The following is an 18815-nucleotide window of genomic DNA, read 5'->3' on the forward strand; positions in this document are numbered from 1 at the left end:
CCTGAAATCCTTAAAGATATTCAAATTGGAGATACCGTTACTATTTATGTACCTATTTTTATAGATGGTCTTGTATTTGGCCAGCCCGATACAGCTAAATATGCTATTGTTCAAAAAGAAAATGAAGAAAACGTGCTAAAAAAACAATATAAAATGCACACTGGAAATGTAATCAATAAATCAAATGATGCTATTGAAATTTCTAATGAGGATTCGACTGTTAGTGCTATCGTTTCCCCTGAAATCTTACAGGATATAAATATTGGAGATACTATTGCTATTTATGGAGCATATTTTATGAATAATATGGCAACCGGTGAATTATCCGCTAAAGCTCCTATCATTGAAAAGATGGAAAAATAAGCAATAAGTTTCAAATGGGAAAATCCCCATACCAATAAGTATATAGATGCTATTGAACTAACATCTATAAATGGTATATATATCAATGCACGTATACTGGTATTATTTTAATTAAAAACTTGTATTAAAAAAAGACAATTACTTTAATTCATAAGTAATTGTCTTTTTATTAAAAGGTAGTTATTTCTAAAAATAAATCCAAGTGAGAGATCCAACAATATAATTAACTCTTTAAATTTAACTGTTAAGCAGACTTAAAAATTGACCTATTTTAATAGCGATTTGAGAACCACTCTCCACCATCGAATTAATATCCGTTAGGGATTCTTTTGCTCTTCTAAGAAGAGATGGCTTTGGTGACTGCCCCTCTTCAATATTTTGCGCTACTTCTCCAACAAAGTCTATAGCATCTTCTTGAATATCTTTATTTTCTAAAGAAGTACCTTTTAATAGTTCGATTAACTCTTGTGCTACCTTTTGAAGGTCATTATTTTCACCTTGGTTATTAGTCTGAATAGCTTCGATATTCCCTTGCTCTGCATAATTAAACTGACCAACATTTCCTTGAATTAATAATTTTGCGTTCGGTTTTTCATCAATTCCCAATTCAATCGCCATCTCCTCTAAATAATCTGTAATGTGATTTACTAAAAGCCTAACTACCTGATAATTAAATTCACGTACTTGATCCGAAAATTTTGCTCCCTTGTAAAAAGCATATCCATATGTCAATTGATTATAAGAAGATAAATTTTCTGTCGCATACTTTAATAGTTGATAAATAAAGCTAATTTCTTCGTTATTATCAATTGGAATGTCATATTTCGATTCATATTCCTTTGAGTTTAGGATTTCTTCTATATCATAGTCTTGTGTGTGACATTTACGTATAAAGTCATAAATAATAGACTCATTTTCAATATAAGCAATAAACTTTATAGCTAATCTCATAGTCTCATGAATATCAGTGGCATATAATAAATCCCCAGAGACTCTTCTAAAACTCTTAGATATAATTTTTAATTTTTTAATAGGGATTAGAACAGTTGATTCCAATTAATTCACCCCACAATATGGACAAAATGGCTGGTGTCCTGCTGTTGTTAATATCGATAACTTTGCATTTTTGTTACAACATAAAAATAAAATTTCGTTTAGATCATCTTTTTCATATAGTTCTTTTATTGGTTTTGATGTATTTTGCTTCTTTGCTTTAAATTTTATATTTTTACTTTTTTTGAAGTCTTCTCTAACCCTTTGAATAAATCATTTATCATGTTTGCTATCTCATTCTCTGTAATAATTAAGGCATTTTCTTTTATATCTTCAGTGTAGTATGTAGAAACTGAACTTGGAATCCCACAGCTTGGGCAAAACAGCTCTAAAACGCCATCTTCTTGTACTTCATCCGGCCGTAATTTAAATTCTTCCCCGCATAATGAGCACTTAAAAGATGAAAAGCCAGCTAGGTCACTAGGTTTAGTAATTACGAATTTTTTGGTCATTACAACATCTCCTTAATTTATGGATGAAATTTATATGTTGTCTATATAAAAATATTTAAAGAAAATGCTCAATGAGTAATATAGAAAAAGCTGTAAATTGTTTAGAAACTGAGGCAATATTAAAAATGGTTTTTGTAGTTATTGATTGATTTTTCTCTATAGAAGCTAAGCCAATTGCACCTTTATAAGTTACTCCACTATCGAAACTAGCAATATATGCAAAGCCAGGTGATTTGGGTGAAAACTTTTTAAATAATTGTTTAATCAATTTATGTGTCTTTTCATTATATGTATTATTCATCTTAATCACATCCCCTTTCTTTTAAATAATTAGAAATAGATTACCTTATTATCTTTCTCATATTGAGTCCAATTAACCTTCATATCCAATGTTTGATATAGGGAATATCTCAAAATACCTCATTTTAGTTTCCTAGGAAACTAAAATGGAGTATAATTATATTTGCGCAATCGATATCGTTTACAAATCCATTGTGCAAATTCTTGTATTAGCTCTTAATTACGTAAAAAATGGAGGGAATGACATGGAAAATTATTATGATGTAGCGGTAGTTGGCGGTGGTCCGGTTGGACTTATGACAGCATGTGAATTAGCTATTCAAGGTGTAAAAGTTGTCGTTTTAGAGAGAAGATTAAATCGGATAAGAAATTCTAGAGCACTCACACTTCACCCCCGCTCCTTAGAATTAATGGCTATGAGAGGTATTGAAAATCGATTTTTATCTAGAGGGAAGAAATCAGATACAAGCCATTTTGCTGCTCTAGATACAAGATTAAACTTTAAAAATTTAGATACTGATTTTCCATATACGCTTTTTATTCCCCAATCTATTACAGAAGAAATATTAGAAGAGCGTGCATTGGAATTAGGTGTAAACATTAAACGTGGTCATACTTTAAAAAATTTAAAACAGTATGATACATTCGTACAACTAGAAATAGAGCAAAGAGAAACAATATATGAAATAGAAGTTCCATATGTAGTAGGCGCTGATGGAGCAAGAAGCGTAGTTCGTGAGTTATCACATATACCGTTTAATGGAACAGATACAACAACTACTGCTATATTAGGCGATGTCATTTTAGAAGATGTACCAGATAACCGATTTTTATCTACATCTAATATAAATGGGATAATAATGATGGTACCTATTGCACCTAATGTATTTCGTTTTGCAATTGTAGATCCTAAGAATCAGACAATACCTGTTCATGTTGCTGTCACAGAAAAAGAGCTTATAGATAGTATTTATAGTATTACAGGTGAACATATTCAAATTAAAAGCTCAATATGGCTTTCTCGTTTTGGAAATGCAACCAAACTAGCAAATACTTATCAGCATAAGCGTGTATTCTTGGCAGGTGATGCAGCGCATATTCATTTCCCTGCAGGAGGACAAGGTTTGAATGTAGGCCTACAAGACGCTTTTAATTTAGGATGGAAATTGGGACTCGCTATAAAACAAAAAAAATATGAAAGCCTATTAGAAAGTTATCATATTGAACGACATGCTGTGGGAAGGCAATTTTTCAAGGAAGTACAAGCACAAGAACAATTAATGATAAACTTTTCAAATGCAGGTATAGAATTAAGAGAATTATTCTCGCATTTACTCACATACCCAGAGGTAAATCAAGATTTAGCTAAAAGAGTAAGTGGCTTAGGGATTATATATTCCTCTATGCATACGAAAGAAAGGCATCCATTGATAGGGAAAAGATGCACAAATCTTACTATTTCTTCTCAAAATACGAAAACTCATAAACTCTTTGAATTGATACAAGATGGTAAATATATTTTATTAATACCTCCTTCTTATAAAAAAGAAATAGATAAAATGAACATTGATTCGCACATAAAGGTGGTTGTAGGTGAAATACAGGATTCTCATTTAAAAAATATAGTTTTCATTTTAATTCGCCCCGATGGTCACATAGCTTACATTGAGTATGACGAAAGAGAAAAATGTAAAAAAACAGAAATAAAATTGAGTAATACAAAATAAGAATTCATCAAAACTTATATTTATTACTTTCTGTTATCTTCTCTCTCTTGTTCTATGCATAGTCTATCTGAATTTTTATTAGCTACTAAAAAAGAATTTACAGGACGATTAAAAAAAGCCAAGTGCATTGCACTCGGCTTTATGGTCGATTAAACAATTTTACTTCAGACGTATTAAATTGATGTAGATAGTCTTTAGTAGAAGTATAGCCTGAATTCATGAGTGTTTTCTTTTCTTCTTCTGTGATATCGAAATTAAACGACGGCGTAAAGAATGTATTGATAAATACAGTGCGGGCAGCATCTTCTTTGGTTGTTTTTCCGCTCTCATGACCTTTGATCATCGTTTGAGACAAATTCCATGCAAAATGAATAAGAGAATGGCCAATATGATGTTCTGTTGAAGTTGCGATATGTTTTAACATGGCAATCTCGGCCTGAGATTCTAAACGGAAACCCAGCGTTTCTTTGTTGTAGACAATTTCATCTGCAGGATCAAAAAAAGATGCATTGTATTTCGTGTGTAAGCTTCTTAGTGTAGAATGATCCTCCGTATTGCTTACCAGTTTATTAACCTCGTCAATCGTATCTGTGGTCGTGAAGTGTTCTTCTTTATTCACAAAACTTTTCCGATCAAATAAACGAATTGGGTAGTTATCGAGTACACCTCCGTCTACATAATAATCTTTATCCCATTCCACAGATTTAAAAAAGAATGGGATGGACATCGAAATCCGCACAGCAACTACTAACGGGACATCAGGTGTCGTTTCGCGAGAAAACGTACGAAGCTGGTGTGTAGAAATGTTCGTTCCTTGGAAAAACACGTCTTTTCCTGTTTTGTCATATAACTGCTGAAAGGTTGTGTCCTTACTCCCTGTCCACTTTTCAACGATCTTTCCTACCCACTCAGTGAAGAAATCCCCTTTATAGATACCAAAACCATCAAAAAATAAACGAATATTATCTTGTACAATCGAAAAATCATCATCTTTAAACGCTTTGAAATTCATGTCTTTGTGGATTTTTACAAGATCTGCGAATGGAATGGAAAGACCTAAAAGTAATGCAGTAATCGCTCCTGCTGAAGTCCCCCCAAATCGTTGTATTTCTGGTAAAATCCCTTCTTCATTTAGTGCACGGATGGCACCTATATAAGCGCTTCCCTTTACCCCGCCACCTTCAAATACTAAGTTACGAAATGGATATGCCATTATATACCTCCAATAGAGAAATTTCCGATCTGTTATAGTATCGGAAATATATTGAAATATATTCCAAATGGTATTAAGAAAGCTTCATGCCCTCCGATACGTATGGCGGAATTATCTTTATTCAATGGATGAATTATTTGAAAGAGAAGGAATCTGCTTGGAATGGTAATTTAGTAGGATAGGAAACAGGAAACGGAGCGTGTCTATGGATGCACTAACTAATACCCCTTTTTGAATCGTATATAACGTAACTTCTTTTCCGATGTATCCTCAAAGTAAAATCACGAGCAAAAAACCAAGAAACAATCTACATTTCATAAATCCCTCACCATCTATAACATACAATCCAGTGAAATAATTTGTTTCAGATACGTAGAAATATGATTTAACCAGCGATCAATAATCAGGTCTTCTTACCCTAAATATACCTGAATCTATTTGTTTCCATACCGGAAGAGTTAAATCATTTTGTTCCCATTCATGCAATTAAATGGATATGTATAATTGCATATCCATTTAATCACTTTTAGTGCTATATTTTAATAGCAATGAATGCTATTATTTCATAAGTTGTCAACAAGCGTTATGTATGTATGTATGTATGTATGAGAAAAAGGAAGGAGCCAAATAGGTCCCTTCCTTTTTCTACTAATTAAATAAATTACTCTCTGGTAAAAATTTAAATAGTGATGCTCCTTTACAAGCGTCTGATTATGCATTAAAAATGCTAGTTTTGCTTGCTGTCGGAAAAATTACAGATGATAGCATTAAGTTATTAAGAGACAAAAATTCATCAACACGAAGACAGATTCGTCTTGGCTAGATAAATTTGGTGATAAATACAGGAAGTAACTCTTACGATTCAATGATTCCTTTTCCTGCCTTCTATCCTTGCCACTTCTGTTTCATGACTTGCAAATATAGATCTTCAAACTCGTTAAAATGGACGCGAAAAGCACCTAATGTATCGATATAAGCAGTAATCACATCTTCTTTATTAAAATGAATCCCTTCCTGTGCTATATCATAGCTATTATCAAGGCTGTATAAATCAAAATATTCCTCTTCCCAATATACGCCTCTGTTTACTAGTAAACGAGTGGAGCAAGTAAGAGCTTGTTTCACATTACATTTCTGAGCTACTAACTTTTCATTTAAGACAGAAAGAAGGATATTTACCGAGTATTTTTCATCAACTATGCGGCTATATGACAGTAAAGCCGATTCTATATATATCAGCTTTGCTTTAGACATTATAGATATCTCCATAATTTCATATGGCGGGTGATCATTTGCTTCAATCAACCTATCGCACCATGAAATTACCTCCTCTCTATCCCAAAGCCCGCAGCCTAGTCCTAATGCATACAAGTGGGCTAACGTTTGATAAGATTTCAATATGTTTCACCTTCTATTTAACTGTATAGTGTTATTGCATTCATTTTGGAAATAATCACGTTTAGTAATAAATACAATAAGCTCCCCAAACGGACAGCTTATTTGCATTAAAAACGCTACACATGAACTTTTGCTTTTTTTCGACGAATAAGCCACCAAACTAAAGATAGCAGTACTAGAGGGAACGGAATTACCTGAATAAAGAAAAATACTTTCCAAAAATCGTGCATCGTACTACCAGGGGAATCTGTTGCCATCCCGCCAATAAAAAAAGACAATGGAATGACAAGTATATTTATACCTAAACTAATCATTAGAAATGATAGATTCTCCTTCCAGGTTATTGGTAATGCAGCCACGATAAATAAAACCAATGCAGTACCCAGTATAAGAAACAGTGCTCCAAAAAAAAATACAAAGTATAAAATACCATTGATTAAAGGTTCCACAATAGCCCTCCTAAGGATTCATTCTATAGAAACACTCATGTTATTTAGAAAGTCAGGATGCTAAACCTCTTAGTTCTCTTTCAATTTCTTCATCGCTATAGTCTTCTTGTCTTCTTGTCTTCTTGTCTTCTTGTCTTCTTGTCTTCTTGTCTTCTTGTCTTCTTGTCTTCTTGTCTTCTTGTCTTCTTGTCTTCTTGTCTTCTACCATTTTATCAGCTTAGAATACTTAATCTACATGCTTATATTCTGGACTGCGTTAGGACATATGTTTCTATTGTACAACCCGCTAGCAAGAAACTCACACTTAGCTCTGCTAATACGATACCTTTAAAGGCTCTGTTCATATTCATTTGCCCCTTTTATCTTTTCGTATTTTTTCTCCATCCATAGACAGTCCATTATGAACGTTTTCATTATAAGTATTGTCTGCTGTTACTGTTTTACTTTCCTTACTATCTGTTTCGGCCCTGATTCTTCTCGTTTACCGTTTCAGTATTACGCTTCAATTCGCATTATCATTACATAAAAAGGACATACCTATTCATATATACCTCTTTATTATTTTATAAAAATCATACAAAAATTAACAATTAATCATTTACTCAACAATAGATAATATGGATAAAGAAAAAATACTAGAGAATATCACAGTGTAGTAGTCTCCTAGTATCTTTTCATAGTATTTTAACGGCTATGCAAATGAGGAGGGATAAAAAAAGACCTCTTACGGAAAGATAAGAGGTCATCAAGAAGATAAAAATGTTGTATTTGAAACACGCGAGTTTCTAATTCACATCATAACACAATATATCCATATATTCAATATATACATAAAACAAGGGGTATATGTTCAAAAAACACACGGAATATTAATTTGGAACAGTATGTTTTATTCTTTTAACCTATTTCTTCTACAATGTCGTAATTGTAACAATGGATGGTCTCCTCTATATACTGATGAGCAATTGTAGCAAGTTTTTCTAAATTCTCTTCCGTTACCTCATGAATAAACAGAACAAAATTACTATCGGATTCGGAGTCTGTTGAAATGGAACCATCGATCCGTTATGAAATGTTGAGCTTGCATCTCCTAGATTCCATGTAAATATTCGCTAATTCCAATCCCCTTTCGTGTCTATTTTATGTTTAATATAGTCTCGTACCGTACAAACGGGAAATGTTGTTAATTTGAAAAGAGAGCGAAATAAAATTTCTTTATCGCCTCTGTTCTTTCTTCTGTATGATAGAAAAAACGGAGAAAGATGGGATTTTATCTATCCTCATCACTTGTTAGAAAATTCTAATTTGATTAAATTAAAAGAAAATGATATATTGATTTTAGAATAATAATCCAATTAATGGATGACAACCTGATACCTGTAAGTGGACTATGACAATGTCAGATAAACGGGAGGAATTTAATATGAAAAAATTATGTTCATTTGCTTTAATCGGTGCCTTAACCTTTTCGGGTTTTATCGTTTTAGACAGTACGCTACCTGATAAAGCGCGCGCTGAAGTAAATACGATTAAGCAAGCTTCAGCTGTTGTGGATGATTGGCCATGGCAGACGTATTTCTTATTGCATCACAACGTGGACTATCTACAAGAATTAGCCCCTGGTACGTTAAAACAAGGTGATACGTTTGATAAGACGGTATATATAGGCGGAAAAGATGTAGGTGTTGTAAAGATTTATCGATTGAACGGAGAAGGTAAATTGCAACGCTACAAAACCATTTCTGCAGGTGAGGCTGGACACCACTACTATTCTAGGTTCAAAACACCAATTACAACGGTTTACACACCAGGTACATATGTGGCAGTACTAAAAGTAGACAATTCATATTATTATGGTGGCTCCTTCCAAATTACAAAGTAAAACATATAGGTATATTTGTCTGAAACGCACTGGGTTACGGTGCGTTTTTGTTATCTAACGAATAAATGATCACGCGGGAAGTCAAAGCATATTATCGAAACGGAGCTGAATGTGATGAAAATTGTAACAGCTAATGCGGATGCAACAATCCATGTTGGTATTTTAAAAGGGATGACAGGATGTGTTACTAGTTATGATGCGGATACTGGGATGGCCGAAATCTAATTGGATCCATTTACAACGGTTATAATTAGGTCTGTATTTCTAACGCAATAAGGTTTGTATAGGATTCTTTAGAAAATTAATATTTGATTTTTATAGTGATTCAATACATTCTATGATTAAAACTAAGTTACATATTTTAAAATCATCACCAGGAGAATCTGCAAATTTACGGGTTCTTATTTAAAACATAATGCCAGAAAAGCTGAGGTGAATAAAGTGCAAAGTTTAAAATCTTTAAAACGTGACGTATACATTTTTCTTCCATTGTCTATTTATTTTTCCTCCATTTTTATTTCATTCTATATTATAGAGAATACATTCAACTTGCTAAGTTTTTTACCAGCACTTGGAACCCTGTATGTCTGGGTAACTAGTGTGATAGACATTAAAAATAAAAATTACAAAATAAAATAAAAAAGCATCTGAACTAGATGCTTTGCTCTTAATGTTATAGAATATTGACGCCCATGACCATACAGCTACCAAAAACAATACATACCAAACCTAAAAATATTAAAAACTCTGGCAGATCAAAATATTCGAGTAACGCGCCTATTAATAATAAAATGGGATATACTAGAATTTCAATCCAGGTTACGCCCCCCGCTTTCTTTATTTCTCGGTAAGATACAATGCTGACAAGTAAAATCCCTACTACAATCAACCCTATTCCTAACATCATCCATTCACCCTTTTGAAAATTTAGTATTTCACTTTCATATACTGCTCTTTTACGAGCACCAATAATTCCCTCAGTTTCTTCTCTACAGGATGTTCTTGATTTTCTGGTACTTCTCTCCCGTATGATGAGAAGCTTTGTGAGCAAGCACTAGTTGTAACTGCCAATTTCGCGTATGAGAATGTATGCTCATTTTCTTTACCAATGTTTTCAGTAGTGCCTCCATTTGAACCAACGCGTATACAGCTTTCATCAAGTTTGGTGCGCTTACCTTCCTTGTTAACCGTGTAATACGTGTCATTGACTTCCCCATATTTCATATCGGCTGTAGATGTAACTGCGGTCCCGTCTGCAGAAAAAGTGACGACACGAAATCCATCTTCTTCTGGCAACAACTCAGCTCCTGGAACATTGTATATAACCAAAAGGTCTCCTTCGTATGCTTCAGGAATGAGATAGATTGTATCTGTAATGTCTTTTCCGAATCGGATACAACCGCTTAAAAGAATCATAATAAAGATCCCGCAATACATTATAACTTTTCTCATAGAGTCTCTCCCGTTATGTGTAAGAATGTATAGTATGTATTATATAATTCAATATATTTCCTTGGATAGAATAAGTTTCTAGTTTGAAGACGATTTTACTATTGTCATATAAAAGAGTTATGTCAGTGGATGATTAGCACAAAGAGAAATGGAGTGAATTGATGAGCAGACGTTTTGCATTAACATATGAAAATAAGATTTTGAGAAAGATAATAATTACCGTAAGTATTGTCATACTCGTTTTCATTGCAACAGGGTGTGATTCTGTCCAAAATGAGGCAAAGGATGTAACGGATATTCCGCTTAACAGCAAACTAGATTCCCTTATTTCAGAAAGTATCATTGCCTGGAATCAAGACAAATTAAATCATACAGAAAAACAATTTGAGACGCATGTAATCTATGGAACTGAGATGAAGGATGAAAAAATGTATGTCTACCTCCATTCCCTCATGCAAGGATATAACCGCGAAACACAGACAGTTCCTCAAGCAGGACATTTACTTCCAGTCCGTGTGACAGTCACAAAAAATTGGGATGATTACATCATTGAAGATTACCGTGAACCAGGAGATGGTGCTGAAAATGAACCTACTTTGCGCAACATGTTCCCGAATAAGTATGCGGATCAAGCACTTGCTATATCAAATAAAATAATACAATCATTAGAATCTCGTATGCAAGAATCCGTTTCTAAGTGGCTGGAAGAAACAAATAATGAGAGACAAGAAAGATAACAAATATACTATTTATAATCGAATACAAAACAAAAAAGGAGAGAAATAATCTCTCCTTTTTCTACTTTATACCTAGCATTATTTGTTATATCCACCAAGTTGCTGTTCTGCCATAGCAACGAGACGTTTTGTGATTTCTCCACCTACAGAGCCGTTCGCTCTTGCAGTTGAATCCGCACCTAATTGTACGCCGAATTCTTGTGCAATTTCATATTTCATTTGATCCAGTGCGCTTTCTGCACCTGCAACCACTAAAGAGTTGTTACGATTGTTTGCCATCACATATCACCTCCTGTACGTTTAATATGCTACGAAACAAAGAAAATATATTATTAGTAAATAAATCCATTTATAACGTGTACTTTTCAACCATTTTACTTTCCCATTACAATTTCAGCATAATAACAGTACAAGTTTTCTTTATTTGCATGAGTTTACAGAATGTGAAATATGATTATGAAGAGTTTTATTTTACAAAAAAATTTATCGATGTAGTTGTATTGCAAGTTCTTCTAAAATATTGACAGATAATATGCCGTGTGTTAAATTCGAAATATTTAAATATTAAGGAGATGAGTGACAGATGTCAGTTAATAAGATAGAAGAATATTGGTATATGTACGCTAAAGAAAATGACTTAAACATGAGTGTTCCAGATGCATGGATGTTTGGAGATGGTTCCAAAGAAATGGGAGATGAATTAGGAAGTTTAGTAGTTAAAGGAATCAAAACAGGAACATGCGCTGCACATTGTGTTTATGAGCTTGAAGGGGAAGAAATTCAAAAAGTTGGTCAGTACGATATTGTATTGGATGGAGACAATAATCCATTAGCAATTATAAAATATACAAAGATCGATTTACTAAAAATGAATGAAGTAACAAGTAATTTTGCAAGATCTGAGGGTGAAGGCGATTTAAGCTATGATTATTGGTATAGTGAGCACGTTAAATTTTTCACTTGGGAATTAAGTCGGTATGGACTTACTTTTACTCCAGACTTAATGCTCGTTTGTCAAACGTTTAAAGTAATGGATGTTTATAAAAATTAAACATGAATGAAAATCAAACATGTTTATTTTATATTATGTTTTTAAGCATTTCGTCATGTAAAAAAACAAAATCCCCTTAATACAGGGGTTTTGTAATCTATACTGTTCATAATCCTTAGTAAACCGCTGATACTTTTTGGATAGTTCATACTCAATTTTATCGTACGCCATTGTACCTGCTAATTCTTTACGTGTCTGTTCTTCAATATATCAAAATAATATAATCAATTCCATCATCTTAACGCCTCGCTATTTGGTTCAAAACTAGAGCCATTCGTGGATAAAGCAGAACAATATGCCATACTTATCCTTTATTGTTCCTTTATACCTTTAGTAATTGTGTATCGGTAAGGCTTATCGCCTTCTCATACAACTTTGGATGAAGTGAATAGCTGAAAATAAAAGGAACTCTCAGAATAAAGTTTTTAATCAAGTGCGTTCCTTTTATTACTTACTATTTAGCCTACGTGTACATATTACATAGTGTATTTTTTATCCAATAAATTGGATTAAAACCTGGTTAAACTTTTCCCGCTCTTCCCAGAATGTGCCGTGACCACTGAATTGAAAAGGTACAAGTTGTGCATTTCCCAATAATTTTTGCGTCTCTTCTCCCTTAGTAAATGGAACAATTTTATCGTGAATACCGTGAATAATTAGCGTCTGTACATTTATTTTACCAAGATCGCTATACACATTTTCATCTCTCAATGTTCTCATAATCGCAGCTGTCGACCAACTAGCCGCTTCCAATCCTAACTGTAGAAACCATTCGAAAAATGGTCCAGTGATTTTCTGAAAGAAAAATTGATCTGTTACACCCTGCAACATATTAGGGCGATCGTTCAGTGTGTCTGTAATGAACTTATTCGCAATCCCTTTTTCCACACTAGTTGGAGATGCAGCACCAATTAGGACTAATTTGGATACTCCAAATCCTTGATAACGAGCCATATAACGAATTGAAATTGCACCACCTGTGGAGTGTCCTGCTAGTGTGACATCTTTAAGCTGTAACGCTTTAATTACTACTGCTATATCATCTGCCAATCTATCAAAATTGTATCCACTGTATGGTTTGTCTGAATTGCCGTACCCCCTCCAATCAATGCCTATACATCGATATCCCATTGCTGGAAGTACATTGTACTGATATTCGAATTGCTTATGGTTTAATGGCCACCCATGTATAAAAAGTATTGTTTTCTTACCTTTCGGATTTATATCTTCTACAAAAATTCTTACATCAGATTCAACAGGTATTAAGTATCCCATGCAGACTCCCCCATGTAATAAAGATTACCTCTACAATAAGATATTCAGCTTAAGTGAATCTATGCTGTTTCAAGTCTACTCTAAATTGCCCTAAGAACCAGTTCGACTACAAATAATGATTCATGAAATATATTTACATCGATTAATGTTCTAAAATATGAAATGACTATAGCGGAATTATTAGAAGCAATTTCCAACGTTATAAAATCTTTAGATTTTTTAGTAATTTCATTAAATCCTGCAAAGATTCTATAGAGTAAACAGATATTCTTTCATGTGGTTTCAATTGATAATACCCTTCCTTTCAGAAAGAAACTATATATAGTTTTCAGGAAATTGCTATTTTTAAAATTAGGGATGGTTATATATAAATATACTTATTGAATTAATAATAAAGCCTTTGAAAATAACTTAACCAAAATTAGTTAAAAAATGTATTACAAGTAAAAATTAGAAATGTTTTAAGTGGAATTACGATATTAAAAACAACCTTTCTTTTGGTATTAGTACTAAAGAAAGGTTGTTTTTATAACAGGATTTTTCAAGTGTCTATTCTATAGGGTACATTTTACCAGTGTTCTTCTCTTTATTATTTCATTAAGTGTCAATAACATTACATTTTGTATGGTTTCTTAAAAAATTTCAGTAAAAAGAATATATTAATTTTGAAGTGTGCAAATAGGGAGAGTGACTTCAACTATAGTCCCCTTATTCACTTCACTCTCAATAAATACCTTTCCCTGATGTGTTTCAATGATTTTATAACAAATCATTAACCCTAAGCCAATCCCCTCTTCTTTAATACTATAAAAAGGTTCTCCGAGGTATGGTATACGTTCTTTTGGAATCCCACACCCTTGATCGATAAAACGAATGCTTACTTGATTATTATCAAGTATATTTAATTGAATCAGAATTTCCCCTCCCATCGGCATAGATTCAATTGCATTTTTTAATATATTAACAAATACTTGTTTTAATTGATTTCCTTCACATGAAATCAATGGAATACCAGGGTTAAGATCGATTCTAAATTTTATATTATGCATCATTGCTTGAGGTTGTAGTAGCATTAAAACTTGATCCATTAGCACACTAATGTTATTAGGTTGCATTTTTACTACCTGTGGTTTGGCTACCGCCATAAATTCAGTTGTTATGCTCTCTATACGCTCAATCTCTGATGATACTATATTAATATAACCCTGATTATTCTCATTTTCCGTTGATTTTAGTAATTGCATGAACCCTTTCATTGCAGTTAATGGATTATTAATCTCATGAGCCATTACAGTCGCTAATTGTCCTACAACAGCAAGTTTTTCAGATTTTCGTAATAATTCTTCTGTTTTTAGCCGTTCAGTGATATCACGAGAAATACTTAGAAAAACTTTTTTACCATTTAAGTTAAAAACACGAACACTAAACTCAGTTGTTATTACTTTTCCTGTTGGAAAAACATATTCATCTTGCAAAGTGAAGAAAGTTTGTCCTTTTTTAATTTTTTCTAATAACCTTACGATTATTTGAGAATCTTGTGGTACTATATTTGAAAATGATAATGAGAGCAACTCTTCTCTACTATATCCAAATCTTCTACACCCAACAGGGTTTACCTCAATAAATCGACTTGGAGCATTATCTTCATTCAGCTCTACTACATATACCGCATCAGTTGCTTGTTCGATTAGTGCACGGTACTTCATTTCACTATCTCTTAGTTGCTGGTGTAATCGATGCCGTTCTCTTTCTGCTTGTTTTCTTTCAGAGATGTCTCTACATATTGCTGATAAAGCTATCACATTTCCTCTTACATCTAGTATAGGAGAAACTGTCAGACTGATATCAAGAAGACTCCCATCACTCCGTTGTCTAACAGTTTCTAATCTAGTAACCACCGATTCACCTGTTAGAATTTTCTGAATATTTTTGAGCGATTCTTCCATTAAAAAATCTGGTACACAAGGTAATCTCTTACCTATGATTTCTTGTGATGACCACCCAAATATCTTTTCATAAGCTTTATTGGCTTGTAAAATATGCCCTTCTCGATCAGAAATGGTAATAGCATCTAGATTGTGCTTTATAAATGATTCTAATAATTCTTTGGTAGCGCTTAATTCTGATTCTACCTTTTTCCTTTCGGTTATATCAACTGTAGAACCAACAACTTCAATAACTTGTCCATTTCTTTTAATCGGCCTAAGCGCAATAAGAATAATAGTTTTATCATTTGGCCAAGGTAATTCAAATATAATTTCTTTTCCTTCCCATGCCTTAAGATAGTACTTCATCAATTGTGGAACTAAATGTGGAGGAACAATAGAAGCATCAATAGTACGTAAGCTTTTTCCTACCACCTGTTCAGAATAAAATCCGTTTTGATAATAAAACTGTCCATCACATAAAGTGTGTATAAAGTGCTTACCCACTTTTTTAAATTTAAAAATTCCTCCTTGAAGCTCATGTACGGTATCTGTAAGTTCTTGCTTCGATTTTTTTAATTCTCGATTCATTTTAGATAAGTCCCGTGTTAAATAATACAATCTCTGGTAGGCTTCCATAAGAAATAGCCCAATTAAAAGTCCTAACGCTATATATAATAAGCCTCCTTTGTAAAGTAATGTAATATTAAATAATACGCCAACTAACCACTTTATTCCAATAAAAACAGAAAAATATAAAGATGCACTTTTAAAAGGATGTAGTTTTTTAAAATAAGTTTTAAAATTAGAAAATAGAATTCCCATACATAAATAAGCAATCACAGGAGGTTCCCAATACCCTCCAATGTAAAATATACGCATTAAAATTATGCTAATTAACGTAATCCAACCAGCAATACGGCCAAAGTAAATAAAAGATAGAATAAGAGGAACAATTCGAAGATCGTAGGAAAATCCCATGTATGGAAAAGAAAAGAACATTAACGTAACTGCAATAATCCCTCCATAGAGCTTTTCGAAATATCGACTAGAATTAATTGTAAACACTTGAATAAATATTGCTGCGCTAACTAATAAAGAAAAAATAGAAAGATTGATGAAATAATCTTTAATAATCATGTAATGTCCCTCCTTGCATTAAGTGTATTCGACAAAAAAACTAAAAATCCTACAAATAGTATAAACAGTTCAAATGCATAAAATTTAAACTAGGATAAAATCTAGAAAAGAAAATAAGGCGAACAGCAGATGAGATATTTTAATGAAAAATAGTTCAAAAAAGATAATAGTAACCGTTGACTACTATTATCTTTTTTCTTTAAGTTATCGTAATACGTATGAAACTCTAAGGGACGTGGTATGTCATTTCATCGAACAATGATTATATGCCGAGTCATAAATATAGAAATTTCAGCCGTAATTTTTAAAAAATAACACAAAAAACAAATCTATCTTTGAAAATGGAAAAAACCTATATAAATGTCAACTAATCTATGTACAAAAACGTTCACTTAATTTTGCATAAAATTACTCCACTTAGGAAGCGAAGTAGTTCTTCAGGGGCGATAAGAACACCTGTAGATGCTTCAGGATAACTACATAATTGTATGCGTAATGTACTTGAAACCGTTCGGTAAAACCATACACATAATACAACTAACTCCATGGTTCAATATTTACTTTTTCGTTGAACAAATTCTTTTTCTTGAGCAAAGTATTCTAGGATTTAAGGAGATTTTCAAATTAACTTGATGTCTAGTTTATTGTCCAGCTTTAATTACTTCGTTACTTTTCAGATTCAGTTCATTATATTTTGTACTTTGTCTTTATACACAACATATTCTTTACCATCCACTACTGCTACTACCGCAAATTCATCATTTGGATTGAATGAAAGCCAATCAGCCCACATGTTAGTATTAGCCCCTCCACTCCACATATTATGAACAGTGTTTTTAGTTAAATTCATAACTTTATAAGACGCATTTGGTGCATTTGTTCCAGTCTTTATTTCAAAAGTGTATGCGTTATGAATTTTTTTATAAAAGTAGAAAACGTTTGCTGGACGAAGCTGCTTCAAAAAATCCTGTTCTTTTTTCTCTGCAATTTTTATCCCTTCTTGCAAAGTGACAACATCTGTTTTTAATGTTTTCCAACTGTTTTTCGCTGCATTCAAGCTAGGGGTTAAGAATTTAAATTTATTTTGATCAGCTTTTTGATCAGCTTTATCAATATGTCCCAGTACACCCGAATATTGAGAATCTAAATCCTCCCATTGCGTAGACATATAAGTAAGAGCAGTGATAGCACTATCAAGCATACTATGCATATCACTAATATTATGAAATGCAACTCCAACTACACGATTCAATGTTATTTTATAATCTACAGTCTGACGCAATTTTGCTAATTCAGGTTCTAGCCAACCTAACTTACCTCTTGCATCACCTATCATGATGCCACCAGCAATCAAGGTTGGAATAAAGGGGATTTTCACCATGTCTAATCCCTTAGATTCTATGTCTTTCTGATATTTTACTTGTCCTAAAAGGTCCTCTAGACGCTTTTGGTCAGCCTCCACATCAGCACCTTGGTTTTTTAAAATCGATTGCAATGTCTCTTTATGACTTCCAAATGTTCTAACATCTTCTCCAATAGCATTTTTTAATTGAATTAATTCTTCTATTAATGCTTTTGCAGACTTTTGATTTTGTTGAATTCCTCCCTGTAAATCTGTAATCCCTTTTTTTAAAGTATCTCCATTTCCAGTATTGATCGCCTCTACTAATGTTTCATAATAATTTTCAAATTTTGTATCATATTCTATAATGCCTGTCAATGTATCTAAAAGCTGTTTTTTTACTTGTGTATTCCATGTAACAGCATGTGCTCTTGCATTCTTTTGATCTTGTACAATTTTACTAGGTAAATCTGCATTTCCATTAATAGTTATTCCTTCAAAACTCACATCTGGATTATTAATTAGCAAATAAGAATATTCATTCATAGCTTTTGCAAATAAACCAGCATCTTGCAAAGCTTTTTTCATCTGTTCTTCATTTGCTGAAAGAGATATATTTTCATTGTTCGTTTGTTCAATTTCAATCGCAAAAGTTTCTAGTGGTATGACTGCATAAGTAGTTGTTATAGTTAAAAACGCTGATACAGCGAGTAGTTTATTAGGGATTTTTTTCATCATTTCGTATTCCTCCTATATAAGGTATGGTTTCAAGTTCTAATCTTATTAAAAAGCGATGTCTTTCAAAATGAGTTCTACATCTTTTATCAGTATCGTTTGAACTTTCTTTAGCAGCCTTCAAATCATTAAGTATTAAAGAAAATGTATATAATCTGCTTCAAATTAACCGATTCTGTTGCAAATTTTAAAAAAGCAATTAAACTACAAGGTTATTTTTTATTCGAATCATACTTATATATAATTGAAAGGCGAAGTCTTTAATGAGACTCCGCCTTTCTGTTATATAAGGATTTATTAATTATTACTTTTCTGTTTAAC

General features: G+C 32.7%; 16 protein-coding genes and 4 pseudogenes. 5 read left to right on the forward strand and 15 right to left on the reverse strand.

The genetic code is table 11. The features are described 5' to 3' along the window. A pseudogene (locus H6481_RS18610) lies at nt 1-363 on the forward strand (S-layer homology domain-containing protein); the annotation flags it as partial. Nucleotides 364-600: 237 nt separating this feature from the next. On the opposite strand, the gene H6481_RS18615 reads toward H6481_RS18610, so the two are convergent. The 3 genes and pseudogenes from H6481_RS18615 to H6481_RS18625 all read right to left on the reverse strand — a co-directional run. Further along, entirely contained in the window at nt 601-1314 is a 714-nt protein-coding gene (locus H6481_RS18615; protein WP_166696201.1) for a hypothetical protein, read from the reverse strand. Nucleotides 1315-1583: 269 nt separating this feature from the next. Beyond that, a complete protein-coding gene (locus H6481_RS28885) occupies nt 1584-1868 on the reverse strand; it encodes a hypothetical protein (protein ID WP_259347378.1) in 285 nt (94 codons plus the stop codon). A 67-nt stretch (nt 1869-1935) separates the two neighbouring features. Beyond that, nucleotides 1936-2169 (reverse strand): annotated as a pseudogene (locus H6481_RS18625) (serine hydrolase); the annotation flags it as partial. 244 nt (nt 2170-2413) lie between these two features. Here H6481_RS18625 and H6481_RS18630 point away from each other — a divergent pair. Continuing rightward, nucleotides 2414-3895, forward strand: coding sequence for an FAD-dependent oxidoreductase (locus H6481_RS18630; RefSeq protein ID WP_182812785.1), 1482 nt, complete (start codon nt 2414-2416; stop codon nt 3893-3895). Between the two features lie 139 nt (nt 3896-4034). Here the strand turns inward: H6481_RS18630 and H6481_RS18635 are convergent, their stop codons facing one another. From H6481_RS18635 to H6481_RS18650, 4 genes are all read right to left on the reverse strand, one after another. Next, nucleotides 4035-5108: a patatin-like phospholipase family protein gene (locus H6481_RS18635; RefSeq protein WP_000331130.1), complete on the reverse strand. Its 1074-nt coding sequence runs from the start codon at nt 5106-5108 to the stop codon at nt 4035-4037. 885 nt (nt 5109-5993) lie between these two features. After that, nucleotides 5994-6506: a protein kinase gene (locus tag H6481_RS18640; protein WP_097988247.1), complete on the reverse strand. Its 513-nt coding sequence runs from the start codon at nt 6504-6506 to the stop codon at nt 5994-5996. A gap of 116 nt (nt 6507-6622) precedes the next feature. Next, nucleotides 6623-6955 carry a hypothetical protein gene (locus tag H6481_RS18645; RefSeq protein ID WP_053564465.1) on the reverse strand — a complete coding sequence of 111 codons (333 nt, stop codon included), beginning with the start codon at nt 6953-6955 and terminating at the stop codon, nt 6623-6625. Between the two features lie 52 nt (nt 6956-7007). Next, a complete protein-coding gene (locus tag H6481_RS18650) occupies nt 7008-7163 on the reverse strand; it encodes a hypothetical protein (RefSeq protein ID WP_182812788.1) in 156 nt (51 codons plus the stop codon). 1215 nt (nt 7164-8378) lie between these two features. Between H6481_RS18650 and H6481_RS18655 the strand changes: the two genes are divergently transcribed. Further along, nucleotides 8379-8837: a DUF5065 family protein gene (locus H6481_RS18655; protein ID WP_097988248.1), complete on the forward strand. Its 459-nt coding sequence runs from the start codon at nt 8379-8381 to the stop codon at nt 8835-8837. 673 nt (nt 8838-9510) lie between these two features. Here the strand turns inward: H6481_RS18655 and H6481_RS18660 are convergent. Both H6481_RS18660 and H6481_RS18665 read right to left on the reverse strand, forming a co-directional pair. After that, nucleotides 9511-9744, reverse strand: a complete 234-nt coding sequence (locus tag H6481_RS18660) for a hypothetical protein (protein WP_182812791.1) — start codon at nt 9742-9744, stop codon at nt 9511-9513. A 20-nt stretch (nt 9745-9764) separates the two neighbouring features. Beyond that, nucleotides 9765-10289, reverse strand: a complete 525-nt coding sequence (locus tag H6481_RS18665; RefSeq protein WP_001233337.1) for a hypothetical protein — start codon at nt 10287-10289, stop codon at nt 9765-9767. A 161-nt stretch (nt 10290-10450) separates the two neighbouring features. Between H6481_RS18665 and H6481_RS18670 the strand changes: the two genes are divergently transcribed. Beyond that, on the forward strand, nt 10451-11026 hold the full coding sequence (locus tag H6481_RS18670; protein ID WP_097988251.1) for a peptidase M56: 576 nt from the start codon (nt 10451-10453) through the stop codon (nt 11024-11026). Nucleotides 11027-11104: 78 nt separating this feature from the next. Here the strand turns inward: H6481_RS18670 and H6481_RS18675 are convergent, their stop codons facing one another. After that, nucleotides 11105-11305, reverse strand: a complete 201-nt coding sequence (locus H6481_RS18675) for an alpha/beta-type small acid-soluble spore protein (RefSeq protein ID WP_000002881.1) — start codon at nt 11303-11305, stop codon at nt 11105-11107. Between the two features lie 304 nt (nt 11306-11609). Here H6481_RS18675 and H6481_RS18680 point away from each other — a divergent pair, with 304 nt between their 5' ends. Continuing rightward, nucleotides 11610-12077, forward strand: a complete 468-nt coding sequence (locus H6481_RS18680; protein ID WP_097988252.1) for an ASCH domain-containing protein — start codon at nt 11610-11612, stop codon at nt 12075-12077. 492 nt (nt 12078-12569) lie between these two features. Here H6481_RS18680 and H6481_RS18685 read toward each other — a convergent pair whose 3' ends face one another. From H6481_RS18685 to hblA, 5 genes and pseudogenes are all read right to left on the reverse strand, one after another. Then, nucleotides 12570-13352: an alpha/beta hydrolase gene (locus H6481_RS18685; protein ID WP_000540875.1), complete on the reverse strand. Its 783-nt coding sequence runs from the start codon at nt 13350-13352 to the stop codon at nt 12570-12572. 119 nt (nt 13353-13471) lie between these two features. Further along, nucleotides 13472-13638 (reverse strand): annotated as a pseudogene (locus H6481_RS18690) (spore germination protein); the annotation flags it as partial. A 373-nt stretch (nt 13639-14011) separates the two neighbouring features. Beyond that, on the reverse strand, nt 14012-16417 hold the full coding sequence (locus H6481_RS18695) for a PAS domain S-box protein (protein WP_097988254.1): 2406 nt from the start codon (nt 16415-16417) through the stop codon (nt 14012-14014). A gap of 430 nt (nt 16418-16847) precedes the next feature. Continuing rightward, nucleotides 16848-17033 (reverse strand): annotated as a pseudogene (locus H6481_RS28890) (IS4 family transposase); the annotation flags it as partial. 63 nt (nt 17034-17096) lie between these two features. Continuing rightward, nucleotides 17097-18497 carry a hemolytic enterotoxin HBL binding subunit HblA gene (gene hblA / locus H6481_RS18700; RefSeq protein WP_097988255.1) on the reverse strand — a complete coding sequence of 467 codons (1401 nt, stop codon included), beginning with the start codon at nt 18495-18497 and terminating at the stop codon, nt 17097-17099. Nucleotides 18498-18815: the final 318 nt, after the last annotated feature.

The organism is Bacillus sp. ME78 (assembly GCF_903970865.1).
Classification (GTDB): domain Bacteria; phylum Bacillota; class Bacilli; order Bacillales; family Bacillaceae_G; genus Bacillus_A; species Bacillus_A cereus.

Excerpts from the sequence above, each read along its gene's own strand:
- H6481_RS18615 (WP_166696201.1), bottom strand. The coding sequence starts at position 1,314 with ATGAGATTAGCTATAAAGTTTATTGCTTATATTGAAAATGAGTCTATT.
- H6481_RS28885 (WP_259347378.1), bottom strand. The coding sequence starts at position 1,868 with ATGACCAAAAAATTCGTAATTACTAAACCTAGTGACCTAGCTGGCTTT.
- H6481_RS18630 (WP_182812785.1), top strand. The coding sequence starts at position 2,414 with ATGGAAAATTATTATGATGTAGCGGTAGTTGGCGGTGGTCCGGTTGGA.
- H6481_RS18635 (WP_000331130.1), bottom strand. The coding sequence starts at position 5,108 with ATGGCATATCCATTTCGTAACTTAGTATTTGAAGGTGGCGGGGTAAAG.
- H6481_RS18650 (WP_182812788.1), bottom strand. The coding sequence starts at position 7,163 with ATGGTAGAAGACAAGAAGACAAGAAGACAAGAAGACAAGAAGACAAGA.
- H6481_RS18655 (WP_097988248.1), top strand. The coding sequence starts at position 8,379 with ATGAAAAAATTATGTTCATTTGCTTTAATCGGTGCCTTAACCTTTTCG.
- H6481_RS18660 (WP_182812791.1), bottom strand. The coding sequence starts at position 9,744 with ATGATGTTAGGAATAGGGTTGATTGTAGTAGGGATTTTACTTGTCAGC.
- H6481_RS18665 (WP_001233337.1), bottom strand. The coding sequence starts at position 10,289 with ATGAGAAAAGTTATAATGTATTGCGGGATCTTTATTATGATTCTTTTA.
- H6481_RS18670 (WP_097988251.1), top strand. The coding sequence starts at position 10,451 with ATGAGCAGACGTTTTGCATTAACATATGAAAATAAGATTTTGAGAAAG.
- H6481_RS18675 (WP_000002881.1), bottom strand. The coding sequence starts at position 11,305 with ATGGCAAACAATCGTAACAACTCTTTAGTGGTTGCAGGTGCAGAAAGC.
- H6481_RS18680 (WP_097988252.1), top strand. The coding sequence starts at position 11,610 with ATGTCAGTTAATAAGATAGAAGAATATTGGTATATGTACGCTAAAGAA.
- H6481_RS18685 (WP_000540875.1), bottom strand. The coding sequence starts at position 13,352 with ATGGGATACTTAATACCTGTTGAATCTGATGTAAGAATTTTTGTAGAA.
- H6481_RS18695 (WP_097988254.1), bottom strand. The coding sequence starts at position 16,417 with ATGATTATTAAAGATTATTTCATCAATCTTTCTATTTTTTCTTTATTA.
- hblA (WP_097988255.1), bottom strand. The coding sequence starts at position 18,497 with ATGATGAAAAAAATCCCTAATAAACTACTCGCTGTATCAGCGTTTTTA.